At 73.2% G+C, this 19723-nt stretch carries 20 protein-coding genes and 1 pseudogene; 9 read left to right on the top strand and 12 right to left on the bottom strand.

Annotated features, from left to right (window positions below):
- Window positions 1-12: 12 nt before the first annotated feature.
- On the bottom strand, window positions 13-348 hold the full coding sequence (locus tag D1J60_RS33430; protein ID WP_125604558.1) for a WhiB family transcriptional regulator: 336 nt from the start codon (window positions 346-348) through the stop codon (window positions 13-15).
- Between the two features lie 134 nt (window positions 349-482).
- Between D1J60_RS33430 and D1J60_RS33435 the strand changes: the two genes are divergently transcribed.
- The gene (locus D1J60_RS33435; RefSeq protein ID WP_125823709.1) at window positions 483-1652 is read left to right on the top strand and encodes a glutamate--cysteine ligase; all 1170 of its coding nucleotides are present in this window, start codon (window positions 483-485) and stop codon (window positions 1650-1652) included.
- Here the strand turns inward: D1J60_RS33435 and D1J60_RS33440 are convergent.
- Window positions 1633-2415 (bottom strand): 2OG-Fe dioxygenase family protein, encoded by a 783-nt coding sequence (locus D1J60_RS33440; RefSeq protein ID WP_125823710.1) that lies wholly within the window; start codon window positions 2413-2415, stop codon window positions 1633-1635. The genes D1J60_RS33435 and D1J60_RS33440 overlap by 20 nt on opposite strands.
- A 92-nt stretch (window positions 2416-2507) precedes the next feature.
- Window positions 2508-3392 (bottom strand): YhjD/YihY/BrkB family envelope integrity protein, encoded by an 885-nt coding sequence (locus D1J60_RS33445; RefSeq protein ID WP_241253505.1) that lies wholly within the window; start codon window positions 3390-3392, stop codon window positions 2508-2510.
- A gap of 232 nt (window positions 3393-3624) precedes the next feature.
- On the opposite strand from D1J60_RS33445, the gene D1J60_RS33450 reads away from it, so the two are divergent.
- A complete protein-coding gene (locus D1J60_RS33450; protein WP_125823712.1) occupies window positions 3625-4914 on the top strand; it encodes an MFS transporter in 1290 nt (429 codons plus the stop codon).
- On the opposite strand, the gene D1J60_RS33455 is transcribed toward D1J60_RS33450, so the two are convergent.
- From D1J60_RS33455 to D1J60_RS33475, 5 genes are all read right to left on the bottom strand, one after another.
- Window positions 4861-5958, bottom strand: a complete 1098-nt coding sequence (locus D1J60_RS33455; protein ID WP_125823713.1) for an LLM class flavin-dependent oxidoreductase — start codon at window positions 5956-5958, stop codon at window positions 4861-4863. The genes D1J60_RS33450 and D1J60_RS33455 overlap by 54 nt on opposite strands.
- Before the next feature lie 131 nt (window positions 5959-6089).
- Complete coding sequence (locus tag D1J60_RS33460) at window positions 6090-6893, bottom strand: GNAT family N-acetyltransferase (RefSeq protein ID WP_125823714.1); 804 nt, start codon at window positions 6891-6893, stop codon at window positions 6090-6092.
- On the bottom strand, window positions 6890-7906 hold the full coding sequence (locus D1J60_RS33465) for a transporter substrate-binding domain-containing protein (protein WP_125823715.1): 1017 nt from the start codon (window positions 7904-7906) through the stop codon (window positions 6890-6892). The genes D1J60_RS33460 and D1J60_RS33465 overlap by 4 nt, the downstream gene beginning before the upstream one ends.
- 29 nt (window positions 7907-7935) lie before the next feature.
- Window positions 7936-8913, bottom strand: a complete 978-nt coding sequence (locus D1J60_RS33470) for an amino acid ABC transporter permease (protein WP_125824345.1) — start codon at window positions 8911-8913, stop codon at window positions 7936-7938.
- A gap of 169 nt (window positions 8914-9082) precedes the next feature.
- Window positions 9083-10060, bottom strand: a complete 978-nt coding sequence (locus D1J60_RS33475; protein ID WP_125823716.1) for an amino acid ABC transporter permease — start codon at window positions 10058-10060, stop codon at window positions 9083-9085.
- A gap of 636 nt (window positions 10061-10696) precedes the next feature.
- Here D1J60_RS33475 and D1J60_RS33480 point away from each other — a divergent pair.
- The 5 genes from D1J60_RS33480 to D1J60_RS33500 all read left to right on the top strand — a co-directional run bounded on the left by D1J60_RS33480 (window position 10697) and on the right by D1J60_RS33500 (window position 16417).
- Window positions 10697-11854, top strand: a complete 1158-nt coding sequence (locus D1J60_RS33480) for an LLM class flavin-dependent oxidoreductase (protein WP_125823717.1) — start codon at window positions 10697-10699, stop codon at window positions 11852-11854.
- Between the two features lie 110 nt (window positions 11855-11964).
- Window positions 11965-12858, top strand: coding sequence for an ABC transporter substrate-binding protein (locus D1J60_RS33485; protein ID WP_241253636.1), 894 nt, complete (start codon window positions 11965-11967; stop codon window positions 12856-12858).
- An 11-nt stretch (window positions 12859-12869) separates the two neighbouring features.
- Entirely contained in the window at window positions 12870-13634 is a 765-nt protein-coding gene (locus D1J60_RS33490) for an amino acid ABC transporter ATP-binding protein (RefSeq protein ID WP_125823719.1), read from the top strand.
- A 49-nt stretch (window positions 13635-13683) separates the two neighbouring features.
- Entirely contained in the window at window positions 13684-14457 is a 774-nt protein-coding gene (locus D1J60_RS33495) for a hypothetical protein (RefSeq protein WP_206436611.1), read from the top strand.
- A gap of 4 nt (window positions 14458-14461) precedes the next feature.
- On the top strand, window positions 14462-16417 hold the full coding sequence (locus D1J60_RS33500; RefSeq protein ID WP_125823720.1) for a hypothetical protein: 1956 nt from the start codon (window positions 14462-14464) through the stop codon (window positions 16415-16417).
- Between the two features lie 105 nt (window positions 16418-16522).
- Here D1J60_RS33500 and D1J60_RS33505 read toward each other — a convergent pair whose 3' ends face one another.
- Window positions 16523-16696: a CsbD family protein gene (locus D1J60_RS33505; protein ID WP_125823721.1), complete on the bottom strand. Its 174-nt coding sequence runs from the start codon at window positions 16694-16696 to the stop codon at window positions 16523-16525.
- Window positions 16697-16913: 217 nt separating this feature from the next.
- On the opposite strand from D1J60_RS33505, the gene D1J60_RS33510 reads away from it, so the two are divergent.
- Window positions 16914-17075: a hydrophobic protein gene (locus tag D1J60_RS33510; protein ID WP_125604293.1), complete on the top strand. Its 162-nt coding sequence runs from the start codon at window positions 16914-16916 to the stop codon at window positions 17073-17075.
- A gap of 69 nt (window positions 17076-17144) precedes the next feature.
- Here D1J60_RS33510 and D1J60_RS33515 read toward each other — a convergent pair whose 3' ends face one another.
- On the bottom strand, window positions 17145-17375 hold the full coding sequence (locus tag D1J60_RS33515) for a hypothetical protein (protein WP_125823722.1): 231 nt from the start codon (window positions 17373-17375) through the stop codon (window positions 17145-17147).
- 417 nt (window positions 17376-17792) lie between these two features.
- Between D1J60_RS33515 and D1J60_RS33520 the strand changes: the two genes are divergently transcribed.
- On the top strand, window positions 17793-18242 hold the full coding sequence (locus tag D1J60_RS33520) for a spore-associated protein (protein WP_125823723.1): 450 nt from the start codon (window positions 17793-17795) through the stop codon (window positions 18240-18242).
- A gap of 97 nt (window positions 18243-18339) precedes the next feature.
- Here D1J60_RS33520 and D1J60_RS33525 read toward each other — a convergent pair whose 3' ends face one another.
- Both D1J60_RS33525 and D1J60_RS38365 read right to left on the bottom strand, forming a co-directional pair.
- A complete protein-coding gene (locus D1J60_RS33525) occupies window positions 18340-18993 on the bottom strand; it encodes a fasciclin domain-containing protein (protein WP_241253506.1) in 654 nt (217 codons plus the stop codon).
- Between the two features lie 409 nt (window positions 18994-19402).
- Window positions 19403-19645, bottom strand: a pseudogene (locus tag D1J60_RS38365) (molybdopterin-binding oxidoreductase); the annotation flags it as partial.
- Window positions 19646-19723 lie beyond the last annotated feature (78 nt).

Here is a 19723-nt window from a genome sequence, read left to right on the forward strand (position 1 = left end):
CGCACACCACGCTCACCGGCCGGCTGCCTCGGACGTGGCCGGCCCGGTCTCACCCTGCGGCGCACCCGCGGGCCGGTAGCCGGTACGCAGCTTCCGCCGCTCCCGCGCGGTCAGCCCGCCCCACACCCCGTACGGCTCCTGAGTGCTCAGCGCGTGCCGCAGGCAGACCTCCCGCACCGGGCAGGCCGAGCAGAGCCTCTTCGCCTGCGCGTCGCGCTGCTCACGGTCCTTGCGCCGTTCGTGCCAGGGCCCGTAGAACTGCTCCGCGCCCACCTCCTGGCACAGGGCTTCGGCCTGCCAGGCCCAGTGCCTGTGCGCGGGTCCCGGGAGGAGGGAAAGATTCGGCATCGCTCGCCCTTTCGGCATCGGTGTCGGTGTCGGTGTCCGAAGGGGCGTCTGTTCCCGTTTGTTCGAATGAAACGTCCGTCGGCCGGACGGCCCGCCCGCGACCGGTACCGGCCGGTAGTGGGGATGCTGGAGGAATGAGCAACCAAGCGCCCGCGCCCGCTCCCGACACCGGCGGAGCGGCCGTGACGATCGGGGTGGAGGAGGAGTTCTTCCTCGTCGATCCCCACACCCGCCTCGTCGTGCCGGCCGGACCGGCCGTGGCCGCCCGTGCCGCGCGCGAGGCGGGTGACCGGGTGACGCAGGAGTTCGCCCTCGGCCAGGTCGAAGGACGCACCCGCCCCTGCCGCTCCGCGGACGAGCTGCGCGCGGAGCTGGAGCAGGTGCGCGGGGCCCTCGTCGCGGCGGCCCGCGCCGAGGGGGTCCGTCTGTGCGCGTCGGGGACGGCGGTGCTCCAGGATCCCGGGCCGGTGCAGGTGGCCGGTCATCCCCGCTACCGGGCCGGGCGCCTGCAGTACCGCGGCATGATGGACGACTTCGCCGTCAGCGCCCTGCACGTCCACGTCCACCTGCCGGACCGCGAGCTCGCCGTACGCACGGTGAACCACCTGCGCCCCTGGCTGCCGCTGCTGATCGCGGCGAGCGCCAACTCCCCCTATCACCGGGGGCTCGACACCGGATACGCCAGCTGGCGGACGGTCATCCGCCACCGCTTCCCCTGCCTGGGCCCACCGCCCTACGCCGCCTCGTGGCGGGAGCACGAACGCCTGGCCGTCACGATCGCCGACACCGAGGCGATGCTGGACGCGCGGACGCCGTTCTGGGACCTGCGCCCCAACCCCCGGCTGCCCACCCTGGAGGTGCGGGCGATGGACGTCCTGCAGGACGTCGGCGACACGGTCGCCTTCGCCGTCCTCCTGCGCGCCCTCGTGCGCACCGCCGCCGCCCGGGGCGAGGCGGGGGACCCGGGGCCGCCCTGGGCGGGCGAGGTGCTGCGCGCCGCCTGCTGGAGGGCCGCCCGCGACGGCTGGGGCGGTGACCTCTTCCATCCGGCGACCGGCCGGCCCTGCCCGGCCGGGGACCTCGCGCGGGAGCTGGTGGACCTCGTGCGCGGCGCGCTGGAGGACGCCGGAGACCTGGACGAGGTCACCGGGCTCTTCGACCGGCTCGCCGAGCTCGGTGACGGCGCATCCCGGCAGCGGGCCTGGGCGGCCGCGGGAGCCGGGCCCGAGGAAGTGGCGGACCGGCTGGTGGCGGCCACGGCACGCGGGACGGGCGGGGACGGGGTCAGCGGGCCGCGAGCGTGACGACCAAGACGTCCCGGTGGCCGGGACCGCCGTCGTCCTCGGGCCGCACGGGTGAGACGGCGTGCCAGGTGGCGCGGTCGTCACTGAGCAGGAGCGTGCCGGGCTCGCTGAGAGTGGTGGCCTCGACCTCCCTGCCCTCGGCGTCGTAGACGGTGCTGCGGCCGCCGGTGACGTTCCGGCGGCCGACGAGGAGCGAGGAGACCAGCGTGACGCCGTCCTTGTGACGGCCTTCGGGCGTGGGCTGCCCCAGACCTCCGGGACGCGCGACGACGCGGAACGGGTGGACCCGCACGATCCACTCCTCGGCGTCGTCCAGCCCCGCGGCGACCTCACCGAGCAGCCCGATCAGGGCGCCCAGCATCGGCTCGGCCCGGAAGGCGCCGGTGAGCGGTTCGAAGCGCCGCTCGACGTCCACGTAGAGCGGGTTGCTGCGGTCGGGCTGCACGAAGACCTCGTGCGGCAGCGGCATGATGCCGCCACCGCGCCGGGGCAGGAGGAACTGTCCGTACCGGCGCAGCCGGCTCGTCCCCGTCTCGGCCGCGTACGGGTCCGCGGCGAGCTCCTCCCAGTGCCGGTCGATCCTCGCCCACTCCGCCGCGGCCACGCCCAGGCACCGGGAGAGCACGGCCGGGGCCATCAGGTACCACCCGCGGGCCGCGACCACCCGCCGCGCTTCCGCGACCGCCGCCCGCACCTCCTCGTCACCCCGGGGACCGCCGCTCCCGCCCCCTGCCCGCCGTCCGGAGTCGTCCGCCTCGTCCATGTGCCCATGCTCGGCCTTGCACGGCGGCCCGGCATCCGCAGCGCCATGGCCGGACGTGTCCCGGCAACACGCGGAACGCGGCCCGGTGGGGCTCAGGGCGCTCCGCTGCCCGGGTCCCGGACGGGGCTGCCCAGGCGGTCGGCGAGGAACGGTTCCCGAGCCAGCACGGCGCCCGTGCTGAGACCGACCGCGATGGCCACGCACAGCACGATCAGCCACGAGAGCAGCACGAAGACCGAGCCGAACGCCCCGAACTCGCCCAGCACCCGGTTCATGGCCACCGGCATGTACAGGCGCGCGCCGAGCGACAGCGCGGTGACGGCCATGGCGGTGAGCAGCGCCCCGGGCAGCATCGGCCACCAGCCGATCACACCGCCCAGCAGCAGGTGCTGCGTCCACCACCACGCCGCCGTCTGGAGGAGGAGGGTGAGGGGGACGCCCAGCCACAGTCCCGCGCCGAACCCGTCCCGCACCGGGCCCTGCACCACCAGCAGGACCGTCCAGACGGCGATCCACACGACCCAGCGCCAGACCGCGATCCGGGCCGCGCCCCGCGGGATCCCCCACGCGCGTCTGCACAGCCGCTGGACCGCCCGGCTCACCGCGGTCGCCGACAGCAGCACCATCACCGACCCCACCACCCCCACCGCGTTCTGCACGTCGTCGTCTGTCCCCGCGAAGACCTCGTCGAGCTGCTCACCGGACTCGCCGGTGAGACCGAACAGGGCGCGCAACGACGAGGTCAGCTGCTCCTGGAGGGCCGGCGGGGCGAGCGAGGCGACGACGAACAGCAGGGGAACGACCGTCAGGAGGACCTGAGCGGCGACCCGGGTCGCCGAGTCGAAGACGTTCACCGCGATCAGGCGCTCCGCCAGACGGGTGATCACCGGGAAGCGGGCCTCGCCGCGGTACCGGATCCGCCGTCCGGTCTCCGCGAGCTCCCGCGAACGGGTCCGCCACCACGATGCCCACAGCACGCCGCGCACCGGCCTCCTTCGTCCCGTCCAGGGTGGCGGACCCGACCGGCCACGGCACGCCGACGCACCACCGCGTGGTCCGATGCGTGGCACACCGCCCTTCGGGCGGATGCACGGCCGGCGGGGCGGGCTCATGGACGCCTCCCCGCGCCGACAGCGTGATCAACAGGCTCGGAGCGCGGCGGAGGCGGCCCGTGGCGTAAGCACGGCTCCCGACGGGCAGAGCGTGATCATGACAGAGACCGCCGCGCACACCGCCCCCGCCCCACCGCACCGCCCCTTACGCCAGCTGCTGGCCGCGTCCGTCGGCAACGCCGTGGAGTGGTACGACTGGTACGCGTACACCTTCCTGGCCACCCACATCGCCCGGCAGGTCTTCCCGCCCGGCGCGGGCGGTTCCATGGTCCCGCTGCTCTCCACCTTCGCCGTCTTCGCCGTCGGATTCTTCATGCGCCCGGTCGGCGGGCTCCTGATGGGCGCGATCGCCGACCGCCGGGGCCGGCGGACCGCGCTCACCGTCACCATCCTGCTCATGGGAGGCAGCAGCCTCCTGGTCGGCCTCACCCCGGCGTACGCGTCCGTCGGCGTGCTCTCCCCGGTCGTCCTCGTGACCGCCCGGCTGCTCCAGGGCCTGTCCGTCGGCGGGGAGTTCGCCGCTTCGACCACCTTCCTCGTGGAGTCCGCGGGGCCCGGCCGCCGAGGCCTCTTCTCGTCCTTCCAGTACGTCTCCACCTCCATCGGCCAGCTCGCCGCCTCCGGCCTCGCCGCGCTGCTCGTGACCGCGCTCCCCGAGGACGCCATGAACGGCTGGGGATGGCGCGTGCCCTTCCTGCTCGGCGCCGTCCTCAGCCTCGCCGGGTTCTGGATCCGGCGAGGCGCGGAGGAGACCCTTGCCCCCCACCCCGCCACGGCCCCCCGCCCCGGGCTGTTCGACGCCCTGCGCCACCACCCCCGCGCCTCGCTGCTGATCGGCGGCATCACGGCCGGGGGCACCCTCGCGTACTACACGTGGACCTCGTACCTGCCGACGTACGCCGAACTCGAGACCGGCATGGCCAAGGGGGACGCGCTGCTCGCCGGGACGCTGTCCCTGGCGTTCTTCGCCCTGCTCCAGCCGATCGGCGGCCTGCTGTCCGACCGCTTCGGCCGCAAGCCCTCCCTGCTGTTCTTCGGGCTCGGCTTCGCCGTGCTCGTCGTACCGCTGCTGCGCGCCCTGGACGGATCGTTCCTCTCCCTGCTGCTCGTCCAGTGCGCCGGCATGGTGCTGCTCACCGGCTTCACCTCCATCTCGGCGGCCGTCAACGCGGAGGTGTTCCCGGCGCGGGTGCGGGCGGCGGGCATCGGCTTCCCGTACTCGCTGACGGTCGCGCTCTTCGGCGGCACGGCCCCGTACATCGGCACCCTGCTGCAAGAGCTGGACCTGCCGGGCCTGTTCCCCTGGTACGTCGCCGTGCTGTGCCTGTGCTCGTCAGCGGTGTACCTGCGGCTGCCGGAGAGCGCCCACAGGCCCCTCGACCGCTGACGGCCCGGGGAAGGAGGGGTCGGGGATCTCGCGCCGCAGCACCGGGGCGACGTCCGACTGGAAGAGCTCCAGCGAGGCCCGGTGCCCGGCCTGGGTGAGCCCGCCCGGCTCGGCCTGGAGGTGCAGGACGGTGTGGCCGAACTCCGCGTGGTAGCGGTGGACCTTCTCGATCACCTGCTGGGGGCTGCCGATCAGCGCCGAGCTGCGCTCGATGAAGTCCTCCAGCGTCGGGAACACCGGATCCAGCCCCTGCCGCGCGTGCGCGTCGAGGTACCGGGCGAAGGCCGGCCGGTACGCCCGCGCCGCCTGCTGCGAGGTGGGGGCCGTGTGGAACCCTGCCGTGCCCGCCCCGACGACCGCGTGCGCCGGATCGTGCCCGTAGTGCTCCCAGCGCTCCCGGTAGTGGCGGATCAGCTCGGCGTAGGGGCCGATGGGATGGGTGACGTTCGCGGAGAAGAGCGGGTCCCCGTAGCGTGCGGCGAGGTCGACGGACTCGCGGCTCGTGGCGCTGCCGTGCCAGATCCGGACGGCCCGCTGGTACGGCCTCGGCAGCACCTCCGCCCCGCTCAGCGCCGGACGGAAGCGCGGCTCGGCGGTCACCTCGTCCTCGCGCCAGATCCGCCGGAACAGCTCGTAGCCCTCGGTGTTGCGCGCCCACTGGTCCTCGGGGGTGACGTGGAAGAGCTCCCGCTGCGCGGTGCCGTTGCCCTTGCCGATCATCAGCTCCAGGCGGCCGTCGCAGAGGTGGTCGAGCGTCGCGTAGTCCTCGTACGCCCGCACCGGATCGAGCAGGCTCAGAGTGGTGACGGCGGTGAACAGCCGGATCCGGCTGGTCAGCGCGGCGATGTGGGAGAGCACCACGGGCGGAGAGGAGGACAGGAACGGCCGTTCGTGGCGCTCGCCCACCCCGAAACCGTCGAAGCCGAGCGACTCCGCCAGCTGTGCGGCGGCCACGACCTCGCGGAACCGCTCCCGCGTGGGGGTGGGGGCACCCGTCACGGGGTCCGTGGAATCCGTGATCAGGGTGATGGCCAGGAACTTCACGCGACCACCGCCCGTCGGGCCGCCCGGAGAGGGAATTCTGACACGGCGAAGGGGCCTTCCTGACGAGCCGAATGAAAAGGGAGGGGAAAAGGAAAAAGAGAAAGGAAGTGGGGGAGGAGAGGGCGGAATTCTCAGGGGTGTTCGGCGGGTCTGCCGGCCGGGGCCCGGACCGCCATGAAGAAGGGGCGGCGCCGCACCGTGAAACCGATCGACTCGTAGAGGCGGACGGCGCCCGTGTTGGCCGCGGCGGTGTGCAGGAAGGGGATCTCGCCCCGCTCGCGGATGCCCGCGGCCACGCCCCGCACCAGCCGGGTCGCCAGGCCCCGGCCCCGGTGCGCGGGATGGGTGCACACCGCGCTGATCTCGGTCCACCCGGGCGGGTGCAACCGCTCGCCGGCCATGGCGATCAGCCGGCCCCGGTGGCGGATGCCGAGGTAGGTGCCCAGTTCCACGGTGCGGGGCAGAAAGGGCCCCGGCTTCGTGAGCCCGATCAGGGCGAGCATCTCCGGTACGTCGGCGGCCCCCAGCCGAACCGCCTCCGGCGCGGGTTCGGCGCGCAAGGAGGTGTCGACGAGCTGGACCCCCTCGACGGAGCCGACGGTGTCCCAGCCCTCGGGCGGGGTCAGGAGGCCGGAGAGCGCGGCGGTCCCGCCCGGGCCGACCAGGGCGGCCAAGTCGGCCCAGGAGCGGGGGTCGGCCGGGTCGGCGAGGGCGGCGAAGGGGGCGACGTCCGGGTCGTAGCGGGCGGCGCGGGGCGTGCCGGGCGGCGTTGCGTACGGATGCTCGGCGAAGGCGGAGTGCGCAGCGGACAGCGAGGCCCAGGCCGCGTTGTCCAGGACGTGCGCGCAGACCGGGGCCCGCCCGCCCGCGCCGTGACCCGAGTCCGCGCCCGGGTCCGTCGCCGTGGCCGTGCCGGTGCCCGTGCCCCGGCTCATGAGGCGGCCGGCGGCAGGCCGGGCGGGTTCACCTCGGAGGTGGTGACGGCCTCGTTGGAGAGGTTCCAGGCGGCCAGGAGGCGGGCGTACTGGCCGTTTCCGACCAGGTGGTTGACCGCGCCCGCCAGCGGCTTGGCCAGCCCGCCGTCCTTCTTCGCCGTCGCGGCGATCAGCCCCTGGAGGCCCTCGCCGGCACCGGAGAACGAACCGGCGCTGCGGGTGGGCGCGCTGCTGCTCGCGGTCTGCGTGATGTGGTAGGCGATGGCGGGGTTAGGGCCGAAGCTGAGGTCGATCTTCCTGCCGCTCAGGGCCAGGTAGACGCTGTTGGGGTCGGGGAAGTACTTGACCTCCACGTCCTTGCCCTCGGACCGGAGCTTGGCCTGCCAGTCCAGCAGGATCTTCTCCTGGTTGGTGCCCTTGCTCACCGCCACTGTCTTCCCCGCGAGGGTGCGGTAGTCGCCGCCGAAGTTCCAGGTGCTGTCCTTCAGCACCTCGAAGGCCAGGTTGTCCTGCCGGTAGGAGGCGAACTCGTACTTCTTCTTGCGGTCCTCGGTGACCGTCACGTTGGAGAAGGCCGCGTCGACCTTGCCGCTGTCGATGCCGACGAAGAGGTTCTCCCAGGTGGAGTTCTTGAACACCGGCTTCAGCCCCAGTGTCGCGGCGACCAGGCGGCCGAGGTCCGGCTCCGCGCCCGTGAGGGTCTTCTGGTCGGTGCCGACGTAGGCGAGCGGCGGGAAGCCGGCCGGCAGGGCGCCGACGCCGATGACCAGCTCGCCGCGTTCGCGGACGTCCTTCGGGAGCTGGGCGCGCAGGGACTCGACGACGGGGACGGACAGTTCGGCCTGCTGGGCGGCGCCGTTGGAGACGGCGCCGACGGTCACCCTGCCCGTCGCGCCGCCGTCGGCCTCGGCCTCGCCGCCGCACGCCGTGAGCCCGGCGGCGAGGGAGGCGGTCGCGGTCACCGCCCCGAGGCCGCGGACGAGTCTGGTGCGCAGGGTGGGCTGGCGTCGCATGGAGTTCCTTCTGGTATGTGCGTACGGGGTCACGGGGCCGTCTCCCGGCGGAAGCGGAGCCGCAGGTCGCGCAGGCCCTCCCGGGCCCGCTGGAGGGGGCTCGCGGGTACGGCGCGCAGGGCGCCGCGGGCGTAGTACCGCTCGACGTGGTACTGCACGGCGGAGACCAGGCTGGTGAGGATCACGTACCAGACGGTCGCCACCAGCAGCAGCGGCACCACGTCGCCCGGATAGGTCGCGGCGAGGCTCTGCACGGAGCCGAACAGGTCGAGCAGCGAGACGTAGAAGACGAGCGAGGTGGCCTTGAGCAGGCCGATGAGCTGGTTGACGTAGGAGGGGACGATGGAGCGGAGGGCCTGGGGGAAGACGATCCGGGTGAACTGCCGCCACCGGGGGATCCCGAGGGCGTTCGCCGCCTCGTGCTGGCCCTGGTCGACGGAGAGCACGCCGGCCCGCACGACCTCGGCCGCGTACGCCGCCTCGCACAGACCCAGGCCGATCACGGCGATCACGATGTCGGTCGCGAGCCGGGACTCGTCGAAGGTGACGAACGCGGGCCCGAACGGCACCCCGATGCTGAGCGTGGGATAGAGGGCGCTGAGGTTGTAGAGGAAGAGCAGGACGACGATGAGCGGCACGGAGCGGAACAGCCAGACGTACGTCCAGCTCACCGACCGCACCACCGCGTTGCCCGACAGCCGGCCGAGGGCGAGCAGGACACCGCCGGCCAGGCCGAGGACCGCACTGTACGCGGTCACCTGGAGGGTGATGAGCAGCCCGTCCAGGACGACCGGGCGCAGGAACCAGTAGGCGAAGCGGTCCCATTGGTAGAACGGGTTGGTGATCAGCCCGTGGGCGGCCTGGGAGACCAGGACCAGGACGATGGCGGCGGTCACCCAGCGGCCCGGGCGTCGGAGGGGGAGGACCCGCTCCGCGGTTCCCGGAGGACCGGAGGGGGCGGACGGACCGGACGGACCGGGCGGGCCGGCGGGCGCGGAAAGGAGCAGGGGTTCGGTCACGGAATCTCCAGCGGCTTCGGCGAAGCGCAGAATCGAAAAGCAGCCTTCATGCCGTGGAGGGGAGACGGCGGATGGGTGGCTGCGGCGTAAGCTAGGCAGCCCGGAGAAGGGGTGTCAACGGCCTCGATATCGGAATGCGCGGATGAGCGAGCCGATTTCATCCGCCGTACATGTAACGCCTCTTGGTGAAACGAAACGGCTTTGTTCCGGTGCTCGCGTCGCCGCCGCGGGAGGTGCCCCGCGCGTAGTACCGCTCCACGTAGTACTGGCCCGCGCTCAGCACGGTGGTGACGGCGACGTACCAGAGCGTGGCGACCATCAGCAGCGGGATCACCTGGTAGTTCTGGTTGTAGACCAGCTGGACCGAGTACAGCAGGTCGTGCACGGCCAGCACGCTGACGATGCTCGTGCCCTTCAGGGTGCCGATCAGCATGTTGCCGGCGGTCGGCACGATCGAGCGCATCGCCTGGGGCACCACGATCCGCCGCAGGGTACGCGGGCTGCTCAGGCCGAGCGCCTGCGCGGCCTCGGTCTGGCCGGGGTCCACGGACAGGATGCCGCCGCGCACCACCTCGGCGGCGTACGCGCTCTCGTGCAGGGTCAGACCGATGACGGCCGTGAGCGTCGGGCCGAGCAGGTTCACCGTCTTGACGCTGAACAGCTCGGGGCCGTACGGGATCGCGAGGCCCACAGTGGGGTACAGGGCGCCGATGTTGAACCAGAACAGCAGCTGCACCAGCAGCGGCGTGGAGCGGAAGATCCACACGTAGCCCCAGCTCAGCGTCCGCAGGACCGGGCTGTCGGAGAGCCGCATCACCGCCAGCAGCGTGCCGGCCGCGAAGCCGAGCACCATCACCACGCCGGTCAGCCACAGGGTGAGCAGCAGCCCGCTCAGCACCGCGGAGGTGGTGAAGTGCCGGCCCACCACGTCCCATTGGAAGGCGTCGTTGAGGACCACGGAACGCAGCACCAGCGCGAAGACCAGCAGGGCGGCGGCGGCGGACAGCCGGCGGCCCGTGCGCCGCCGCGGCACGATCCGCGGCGGTCCCCCTCCGGGGCCGGCTCCCGGCGCGGGCTCCGCGACGGAGACGGAGGCGGAGGTGGAGGCGGAGAGGCGGGAAGGGGCGGTGGCCATGGGAGGCCCTCCAGTCGAGGGTGCGCGGCGTGGACGGGTGGGGTGGTCCGGGACGTGTGTCGTCACGCTCGCCGCGTCCCTCAACGCGGCCGGAAGGGCCGCCGCGCGGGGCGGGGCCGATCCGCGTCGATCGTATGCGCCCGCGGCCAGGCCCTGTCAACCGAGCGTCCGGGGCGGCCCGTCGGGACCGTCCGGTCCAGGGCGTCGGGACCGTCCGGGATCCGGGCGGTTGCTTGACGAAGACCATCGTGTACTGCTCAAGTAGTCATATGAACGCCCATCAGCGCCTCGTCACGCGCGGCCACATCGACTTCGGTCGGGTGTGGTCCGCCGCGTGTTGTGCCTGATGCGGCAGCGGGCTGCCTGATCGGCCCTTCCCTCCCTCGGTGACCCCGTCGCGGGCCGAGATCTCCTGAGCACCACCCGCCGTGCCGCGGCACGGCGACGTGCGCCCGGACGTGCGCTGCCCGCCGCCCGAAGACCCCTGATTCCCGAGTCCCGACGCCCGGCGCCGTCACGCCCGCCGCGGCACCCCGCGGCTCCCCGCGTCCGCATTCCCGCCGGCAAGCCCGTCCGGTCCGACGCCCGCCCCTGCCCGTGTGCGCACGCACCACCGTCCTTCCGAAAGGCCACCCCATGCCCGTGGAGTTCCTCGGCATCGCCGCCACCAACGACGGATCCGAAACCACCGCGCGATCCGGCGCCGCGTTCGACAAGGAGTACACGCTCCGGCTCGCCCGGGCGCACGAGGACCACGGCTGGGACCGCGTGCTGTTCGCCTACGGATCCGGATCCCCGGACCCCGCGCCGGCGGCCGCGTACGTCGCCGCCCGCCTGGACCGCCTCCAGCTCCTGCTCGCCCACCGGCCCAACGTCTCGTACCCCACCTACGCCGCCAAGACCTTCGCCACCCTCGACCAGATCAGCGGGGGCCGGCTGGCGGTCCACTTCATCACCGGGGGCAACGACCACGAACAGGCCCGCGAGGGCGACACCCTCACCAAGGACGAGCGCTACGCCCGCACACGCGAGTACATCCGGATCGTCAAGAAGATCTGGACCACCCACGAGCCCTTCGACCACGAGGGCGAGCACTACCGCTTCCACGACTTCGTCAGCGACGTCTTCCCCGTCCAGCAGCCGCGCCCCGACGTGTCGTTCGGCGGCTCCTCACCCGCCGCCTACGCCGCCGGCGGCGCCGAGGCGGACGTCTACTGCCTCTGGGGGGAGCCGCTGGAGCGGACCGCCCAGCAGATCCAGGCGGTGAAGGCGGCCGCCGAGGCCGCCGGCCGCACCGACGTCCCACGCATCCAGGTCGCCTTCCGCCCCATCATCGCCCCCACGGAGGAACTGGCCTGGGAGAAGGCCCACCGCACCCTGGGTGCCATCCGGCAGCGGCGCCTCGCGGCCCCCGCACGACACCACCGGGGCGGTGTCACCGAAGCCGCGGCCCCGCAGAACACCGGCTCGCAGCGGCTGATCGCCATCGCCGAGGCGGGGGAGCGCTACGACCGGGCCCTGTGGACGCCGACCGCCGCGGCCACCGGCGGCGCGGGCAACTCCAACGCCCTGGTCGGCACCCCCGAGACGGTCGCCCAGGCCCTGCTCGACTACCACGACCTCGGCGTCGACATCCTCTCGGCCCGCGGCTACGACCTCCTGGACGACGCCGTCGACTTCGGCCGCTACGTCATCCCGCTCGTCCGCGAGGAAGTAGCCAAGCGCGACGCCGCGCGCGAGGCCGCGCGGTCCGCGGCCTCCCCCGTCCGGCCCGTCGCGGCGGTGCGCGCATGAGCCCCGCCGGCCGCACCCCGCGCAGACGCGGGGGCCGCCCGGGCATCCCGTCCCGGAAGGCGAAGCGCACCGCCCTGCGCACGGCCGCCACGCTGGCCGCCCTGCCCCTCATGGCGCTGACCGCCTGCGGATCCGGCGCCGGGACTCCCGCACCGGCGGGCGCCGAGGCCTCCGCCCAGGCGCCGGCCGACGATTCGGTGGCCGCCGTACGCACCGTCGACGCGGTCGCCGCCCTGCTCCCGGCCGAAGTCCGGCGCACGGGAACCCTGCGGATCGGCAGCTCCATCGGATCCCCGCCCTCGGCGTACTACCCCAACGGGCAGGACAAACCGCCCGCGGGCCAGGACATCGACATCGCCGACGCCGTGGCCAAGGTCCTCGGCGTGCGGCTGGAGCGGCAGGGCGCCTCGTTCGAGACGATCCTGCCCGCGCTCGGCAGCGGCAAGTACGACCTCGGCACGGGCAACTTCGGCGTCACCGCCGAACGCCTGAAGACCGTCGACTTCGTCACCTATGTCAACGACGGGCAGGGCTTCGCGGTCAAGACGGGCAGCACCCGGCTGACCACCCGCATCACCGACCTCGTCCAGCTGTGCGGCCTGACCGTCGGCACCGGAGCGGGCACCACCTTCGAGAAGACCCTCACCGACCGCAAGGGCGTGTGCACCGCCGCCGGCAAGAAGCCCTACGAGGTCAAGGTCTTCTCCGAACCCGGAGCCGTCACCACCGCACTCCAGCAGGGCCGTATCGACGTCGTCATGTCGACGATCAACGGGCTGCGCCACCAGGCGGCGCAGCCCGCCGCGCAGACCACCTTCCTGGGCGAATACCACCGCCTCGACGTGGGCTTCGCCTTCAAGAAGGACTCCCCGCTGACCCCGGCCGTCCAGGCAGCCGTCAACGAGCTGGTCAGGAACGGCACCTACGCGCGGATCCTGAAGAAGTGGGGCACCGGAGCCTCCGCGATCGAGACCTCCCAGATCAACCCGGCCGAGCACACATGAGGAGCGAGCCCGTGAACGACGTCATGGTCGACGTACGCGGCGTCCACAAGAGCTTCGGACCGCTGGAGGTGCTGCGCGGCGTCGACCTGACCGTCCGGACCGGCGAGGTCGCCGTCGTCCTCGGCCCGTCCGGCTCGGGGAAGTCCACCCTGCTGCGCACCATCAACCACCTGGAGAAGGTCGACCGCGGCTGGGTGAGCGTCGACGGCGACCTCATCGGCTACCGCCGCGCCCGCGGCAAGCTGTACGAGCTGAAGGAGAAGGAGGTCCGGCGGCAGCGCACCCGCATCGGGTTCGTCTTCCAGAACTTCAACCTCTTCCCGCACCTCACGGTGCTGGAGAACCTGGTCGAGGCCCCGGTCTCCGCGCTGCGCCGGCCGCGACAGGAGGCGGAGGCGACGGCCCGCCGGCTGCTCGAACGGGTCGGCCTCTCCGACAAGGCCGACGCCCGCCCCCGGCAGCTCTCCGGGGGCCAGCAGCAGCGCGTGGCCATCGCCCGGGCCCTCGCCCTCGAACCGAGGGTCCTGCTCTTCGACGAGCCGACCTCGGCGCTGGACCCGGAGCTGGTCGGCGAGGTCCTCGACGTGATCAAGGACCTCGCCCGGGCCGGTACCACCATGATCGTCGTGACGCACGAGATCGGCTTCGCCCGTGAGGTCGCCGACACCGTCGTGTTCATGGACGCCGGGGCCGTCGTCGAACAGGGCCCGCCCACCACCGTCCTGGACGCCCCGAGCCACCCCCGCACCCGCGCCTTCCTCGCCAAGGCCGTCTGACCCCACGGGGGGAACGGGTGCGCCCGCGCCGCGTCGGGATACTGGGAGGATGAGCGACGCGATGGCTGCGCACGCGGCCGCCGAAGAGTTGAAACGACGGGTGTACGCCGGCCTGCGCGAGGACGACCTCGACCCCCGGCAGGTCGTCGCCCTGGCGTGTGAACTGCTCGACTGGTCGCACTGCACCGACGCCGTCCTGGAGGTCGTCGAACGCGACCCGGCCGAGGTGTCGCCGGCGGAGATGACCGGCCTTGCCCGGCGCATCCTGGACGACACGGGCTTCGATCCCGGCTTCGACCTCGCCCCCGAGCGCCTGGAGACGCTCCGTGCCGCGCTGAAGACCGTTGCCCGCGATCTGGCCACCCGGGGGATCGAGGCCGAACCGGAGATCGAGGTCCTGGGGGACCGGTGCACGGTGGGAGCCGGTGTCCGCCTCGCCGGCGGCGAAAGACTCAACTGGGGCGGTCACGTCCTGCCCGCCATGTGCGACGACCCGACCACGGCCCTGACCAGTCTGACGGTCATGATCCAGGAGAGCCTGCTCGAACGTACCTGGCAGGTCTGGCCGGTGTGCGCCCGGCATGACCTCGGCGTGCACGGATCGGAGCGGGACGCGGAGGCCGTGTGGTGGTGCGCGGGCGACGGCGGACACGTGCTCGCGCCGATCGGCGAGCTCTCCCGCGCACCGGGCCACGGCCGCCGCGAGCAGGGCGCTCGGGACGGGGCGCGGGGCCGGCGCACTCGCGGCACGGAGACCCCGGGCACCGTGGAAGGGAGGCCGCAGGCGTCGGTTGCCGCTCCACGAACCGGCGGGGGATCATGACGGCGTGTCCCACCGAGAGCAACTCCACGCGTTCCTGTCCCGCACCGGCCTCACCGTCGTCGAGGACGTGCGCCCCGGCAGCCTCTTCCCACCGGAGGCCGCCTGGCGCGTCGCGCGCGGCACGGCGGCGCCCGCCGACGCCGTCCGGGAGGCGCTCGACGCCGCGTGGTGGCGCCGTCTCGCGGACGAGGACGACGAGTTCCTGGTGGCCGTACTCGGACACCGGATCGGCGGCAACGACTCCTGGTGGACCCGGGTCCGCCGCGCCGGCGGCGGTGCGCCGCGGCTGACCGGCGGCCCCGGCTTCGTGGCGCTCTCCCCCGACGGGCAGGTGCTCCTCGCGGAAGTGCCCGGCGCGGACGGGCCCCGCCTGACGGCCCTCGACCGGCTGCCGGAACGGCTGGAGGAGGCTGCGGCGGCCGCCGGACGCGAGACGGAGGCCGAGCGCGCCGGGACATGGGCGGCGGTACCCGGCCGGCGCGGGTGGCCCCTCCACTGGGCGGACAGGATCGGGTTCAACCCGGCCGCCCCGGACGAACTGCTGATCCGCCTGCTGGACGTGGAGGACGGCTTCCTGTACGGGTGCGACCGCCCCGCCGTCCTCGACGCCGCCGTCGCGCACCCCGACCCCCGGGTCCGCTCCAGGCCCGCCGACGCCTTCCGCCCCAAGCTCACGTCCGGCCAGTGGGTCCGCCTGGTCCGCGCCGAGCTGTCGTCGGCGCGACGCGTTCTGCTCGCCGAACGTGCCCTCGTATGGGGTGCCGAACTCCCCGACGACCTGTACGACGAGCTCCTCGCCGGCCCCGCGCGTGCCTCGGCCGTCGAACTCCCCGGGCTCCCCGCCCACCACCTCCCGGCCCTCGCGGCCGACCCCGACCCCCGGGTGCGGGCCGCCGCCTGCGCCCGCTGGGAGGACCTCGGCGCGCCGCAGCGGGACCGGCTGCTGGCCGACGCCGACGACCTCGTGCGTACGGCGGCGCTCCTCGCCCACCACACCCGCGTGCCCATGCCCCGCGAGGTCTACGAGGCCCTGCCCGAGCCCCGGCGCGCGCTCGAAGCGTGCCGGCTGGCACCCGGACTGGAGGCGGAGCTGGCCCGGGAGGGGACCCTGGAGGAACGCCTGGCGCTCGCCGCCAACCCGGGGCTCGGCCCGCTCGGCGTCGCCGTCCTGGCGCAGGACCCGGACGAGGACGTCCGCTCCGAGGTGGCACTGCGGCCCGACCTCGACGAGGAGCGGCGCGCCGCGGTCCGCCACGCCTTCGACCCGTCCCTGGTGTCGAACACCCTGCGCTGGGTCGAGCGCCTGCACGGCGACGCCGAGGCGATGCGCCGCCTCGCCGCGTCCTCCCACCCGCTGGTCCGCCGCAGCGTGGCCCGTGCCCGGCACCTGCCGCCGGACGTCGTGCAGCGCCTGGCGCGGGACGAGGACCGGCCGGTCCGCCTCTTCCTCGCCGAATCCTGCGACGACGCTCCGGCCGAGCTGCTGCTGGAGGTCTGGCGCTGGTGGGACGGCAGCTTCAGCCACCCCGACCGCCCCCGCGGCCACCCCAACTTCCCCCGCACCGGCCTGCTGCGCCATGCCGACGACCCCGTCGGCCGGATGCGCCGCCTGGCCCTGGACGATCCGGAGTCCACCCCCGCCGACGTCGCACGTCTCGCCCGCGACCCCGAGGCCGAGGTGCGCCGCCGCGCGGCCGAGGACCCCCGGCTGTCACCGGCCGACTCGGTACGGCTGCTGAACGACCCGGAGGCCGCCGTCCGCGGCAGCGTGATGCGCAATCCGCGGCTGCCGGCCCGCGTCCTCGCCGGCCTGCTGCACGACCGCGACACGGCGGGCGCGGCGGTCACCAACCCGGCGATCCCGGTCCCCGTCCTTGAGCGCCTCCTGGACGCGGCCGCGCACGCCGTGGCCGCCCGCCACCGGACTCCCTCACCCGCCGGCACGGCCCCGGCGGTCTGAGCCGCCCGCACGGTGGTCCGGCACGTGATCGGCACGCGGGCGGGCCCCGACCCGGGGGAAGGGTCGGGGCCCGAGAGGGGGCAAGCGCGCTGAGGGCGCCACGCGTCAGCGGCGGAAGCTGTCCTTGACGTCTTCCTTGGCCTGCCGGGCATCGCCCTTGGCCTGCTCGCGGCGGCCTTCGGCGGCCAGCCGCTCGTTGCCGACCGCCCGGCCGAGCATCTCCTTGGCCTTGCCCGTGGCCTGCTCGGCGTGCGCCTTGGCCTTCTCCGTGCCCGACATGAGGACCTCCTCGTATGAGTACCGCGTTGGTCGTGATCCCTCGCATGCTCCCGCTCGGCGACCGCAAACCCCCTTCTTTCCGCCGACAGGGCGAACCGGCTGCGCCACGCCGCGACGGGCCGTCGCTCCTACCCGGCCCTGCGCATAAGAAGCGGGTAAAAATCGAGCGCATGACCGTCGCAGAGGCGGGCACCCGCCGCTTCGGAGGTTGATAACCATGGTTCCCCTGCTTCTCGTTCTCCTGCTGATCCTGATCCTGTTCGGCGCCGGATTCGCGGTGAAGATCCTGTGGTGGATCGCCATCGCTGTCCTGGTCCTGTGGCTGATCGGGTTCGTCGCCCGTCCGAAGGGCGGCAGCGGCCGCTGGTACCGCTGGTAGCCGGACCATCCCGGCGCTACGCCCTCGTGGGCCGCTCCCCGACCGGGGGAGCGGCCCACAGCCGTGGCTTCACCATTCGGGGTGGACGTCGTGACTGTCGTACCGGATTCCGGCGTCGGTGGTCCAGGGACGGAAACGGCCGGGGCCCGTGGGCTCGGGACGGTAGGTGACGGGCTGGCTGGTGTCATCGGTGACGATGACGGCCCCGGTCCGCTGGGCGGCGCGCAACGCATGGGTCCAGTGGCGGCCGCGGTGGCCCGTTCGGTAGTCGGGCGTCTTGCACATGGACATGGAATTCACCGCTTGATCGTCGTGCGGGGTCGAAAATAACCGGATTTTTCCGAGTACCCGAAATTTTCCGTTTTGAACCTCTCGCGTACCCCGTGGCGCAGGCGGAGGCGATCAAGGGGCGACTGGAAGGCCGGCACGCGCCGACCGCCTCCCGGTCGGAAAGGATGAAGGTCCCGGGAGGCGTGGCTGGTAGTGCGGTGCCGCGGCGGGCCGCCCCTCACGGGCTCGATGCTCGGTTGCCTCCGCTCGTCGCGGAACCGCAGCACACTGCACGGCTGCCCCCGCCCGCGGCTCTCAAACCACTACCCGACGGGGTGGTGAAGCGGCGCGTCCACATCATTTTGCGGACCATGCGCAACCGTTCCGCCATCGCGCATGTCCTTCCCTCCAGGAGCGTCCGACTCCAATGACCACCAGGGGGAAACAATGAGGTTCACCCGTCCCGTCGTCACCACCACCGCAGTCGCCGCCCTGGCCCTGGGGGCCACGACCGCGCTGGCGGGGCCCGCCTCCGCCGCACCCAACACCACGCCGCAGAAGGTCTGCGGAAGCGCCTACAAGACCGTGAACTCGGCCGCCATCGGCTCGCTGGGCACCGTCTACCTCACGTACAACGCCTCGAACGGCAAGAACTGCGTCGCGACCATCCGCAACAGCCCGGGGGCGGCCGTGGACATGGCCCTCTGGATCGAAGTCCCCGAAACCTGGGAGCGCGGCGAGGACTACGGCCGGTACACCTCGTACGCGGGCCCGGCCTACGTGTACGGCAAGGGCCACTGCGTCGACTGGGGCGGGGGCATCAGCAACGTGCACGTGCAGGTGTACAACTCCAACTGCGGCGCGCGCAAGGAGCACCGGGTCACCGAGGTCCGCTGACCCGGGACCCTCCTGACCACGACGTCCCGTTCCGTCGTGCGGCCGTCGGGGCCTGAGCCACGACGGCCGCACGACCGCAGGGGAGCCCTGCCGCGGGCTACTTGGGCATCAGGACGGTGTCGACGATGTAGACGTTGGCGTTGGCGGTCTTGACGTTGCCGCAGACCACGTTGGAGGTGCCGTTGACCTTGTAGGTCTCGCCGGACCCCTTCGTGGTGACCATGCCCTTCTGGAGGGTCTCGAAGCTGCCGTTCTCCAGCTGCTTGGGGGTGAGCCTCTGGCCGACGACGTGGTAGGTCAGGATCTTGGTCAGGGTGGCCTTGTCGGCGAGGACCTTGTCCAGGTCGGCCTTCGGGATCTTCGCGAAGGCGTCGTTGGTCGGGGCGAAGACGGTGATGTCCTTGGCGTTGTTCAGGGTGTCCACGAGGCCGGCCTGCTTGACCGCTGCGACCAGGGTGGACAGGGCGGGGTTGTTGGAGGCGGCGGTGGCGACGGGGTCCTTGGCCATGCCGTCGAAGGAGCCGGCGCCCTCCTTGGGCACGCCCGCGCAGGCCGGGCCGAACGGCTGGTCACCGGTCATCGAGTCGCCGGCGGGGGTGCTCGCTCCGGTCTTGGCCTGGTCACCGGCGGCCGCGCTGGGGGCGGCTTCCGTGTCGCTGCCGGAGTCGGAACACGCCGCCAGGGAGAAGGGCAGCACGGCGGCTGCGGCGACGGCGACCGCGGTACGGCGGAACTTCATGCTGCTGCTCATGATCTGTTGCTCCTTGGCGTTTTTCTCTGCGGTGTGTTGACGTGACAGGTCGTGCTGCCGGAGCCGGCCGGCGGGCCGGTCCAGTGGTCGAGGGGCTGAGGAGCCCCGTGGTCTAGGGGACGGTGACGAAGACGCTGTGCAGGCCGCTCGCTCCGTCGGGGATGGTCCGCGTGCGCTGCTCGGTCTGCACCTGACCGGATCCGCCGGTGGCGCGGACGGTGATCGTGCGGCCGCCGGGCGTGGCCCGCCAGGGGGAAGGTCATCCCGTCCACCGAGCGGGCCACCAGCTGATCGGCCTTCCCTCCCTCGGACGGAGGCCGCACTCCGGCTTCCCCGAGGAGTTCGGCGAGGGGCACGCCGAGCCGGCGGGCGGTGCCGGTGCAGGGGCCGCCGACCGCGTTGGAGACGCAACCGCCAGGATCCCCAGCCGCAGGACCGCCTTGTCGTCCTCCTCGAACGTGCGGATCGCGAGATCCTTCACCGCCGCGGGTGTGCGGTCGGTCACCGCGCCGCCCACCGCCGTGACCGGCCCCGCGGCGGGTCGCACCGCACCGGCCACCAGCTCGGCCACGGCCAAGGCCGAGAACGCGGCCAGAAGTCCGGCCGCCGCACCGACCGCGGTGCGGGAGAGGGTCCTGCGGAAGCTGCTCACACCCCCGATTCGGCAGCACCCACCCACCGGATTGGTCCGATCCGCAAAATGTTCCGACCGCTCGGCCGCGTCGTAAGC

The organism is Streptomyces sp. W1SF4 (assembly GCF_003950035.1).
Lineage (GTDB): Bacteria > Actinomycetota > Actinomycetes > Streptomycetales > Streptomycetaceae > Streptomyces > Streptomyces racemochromogenes.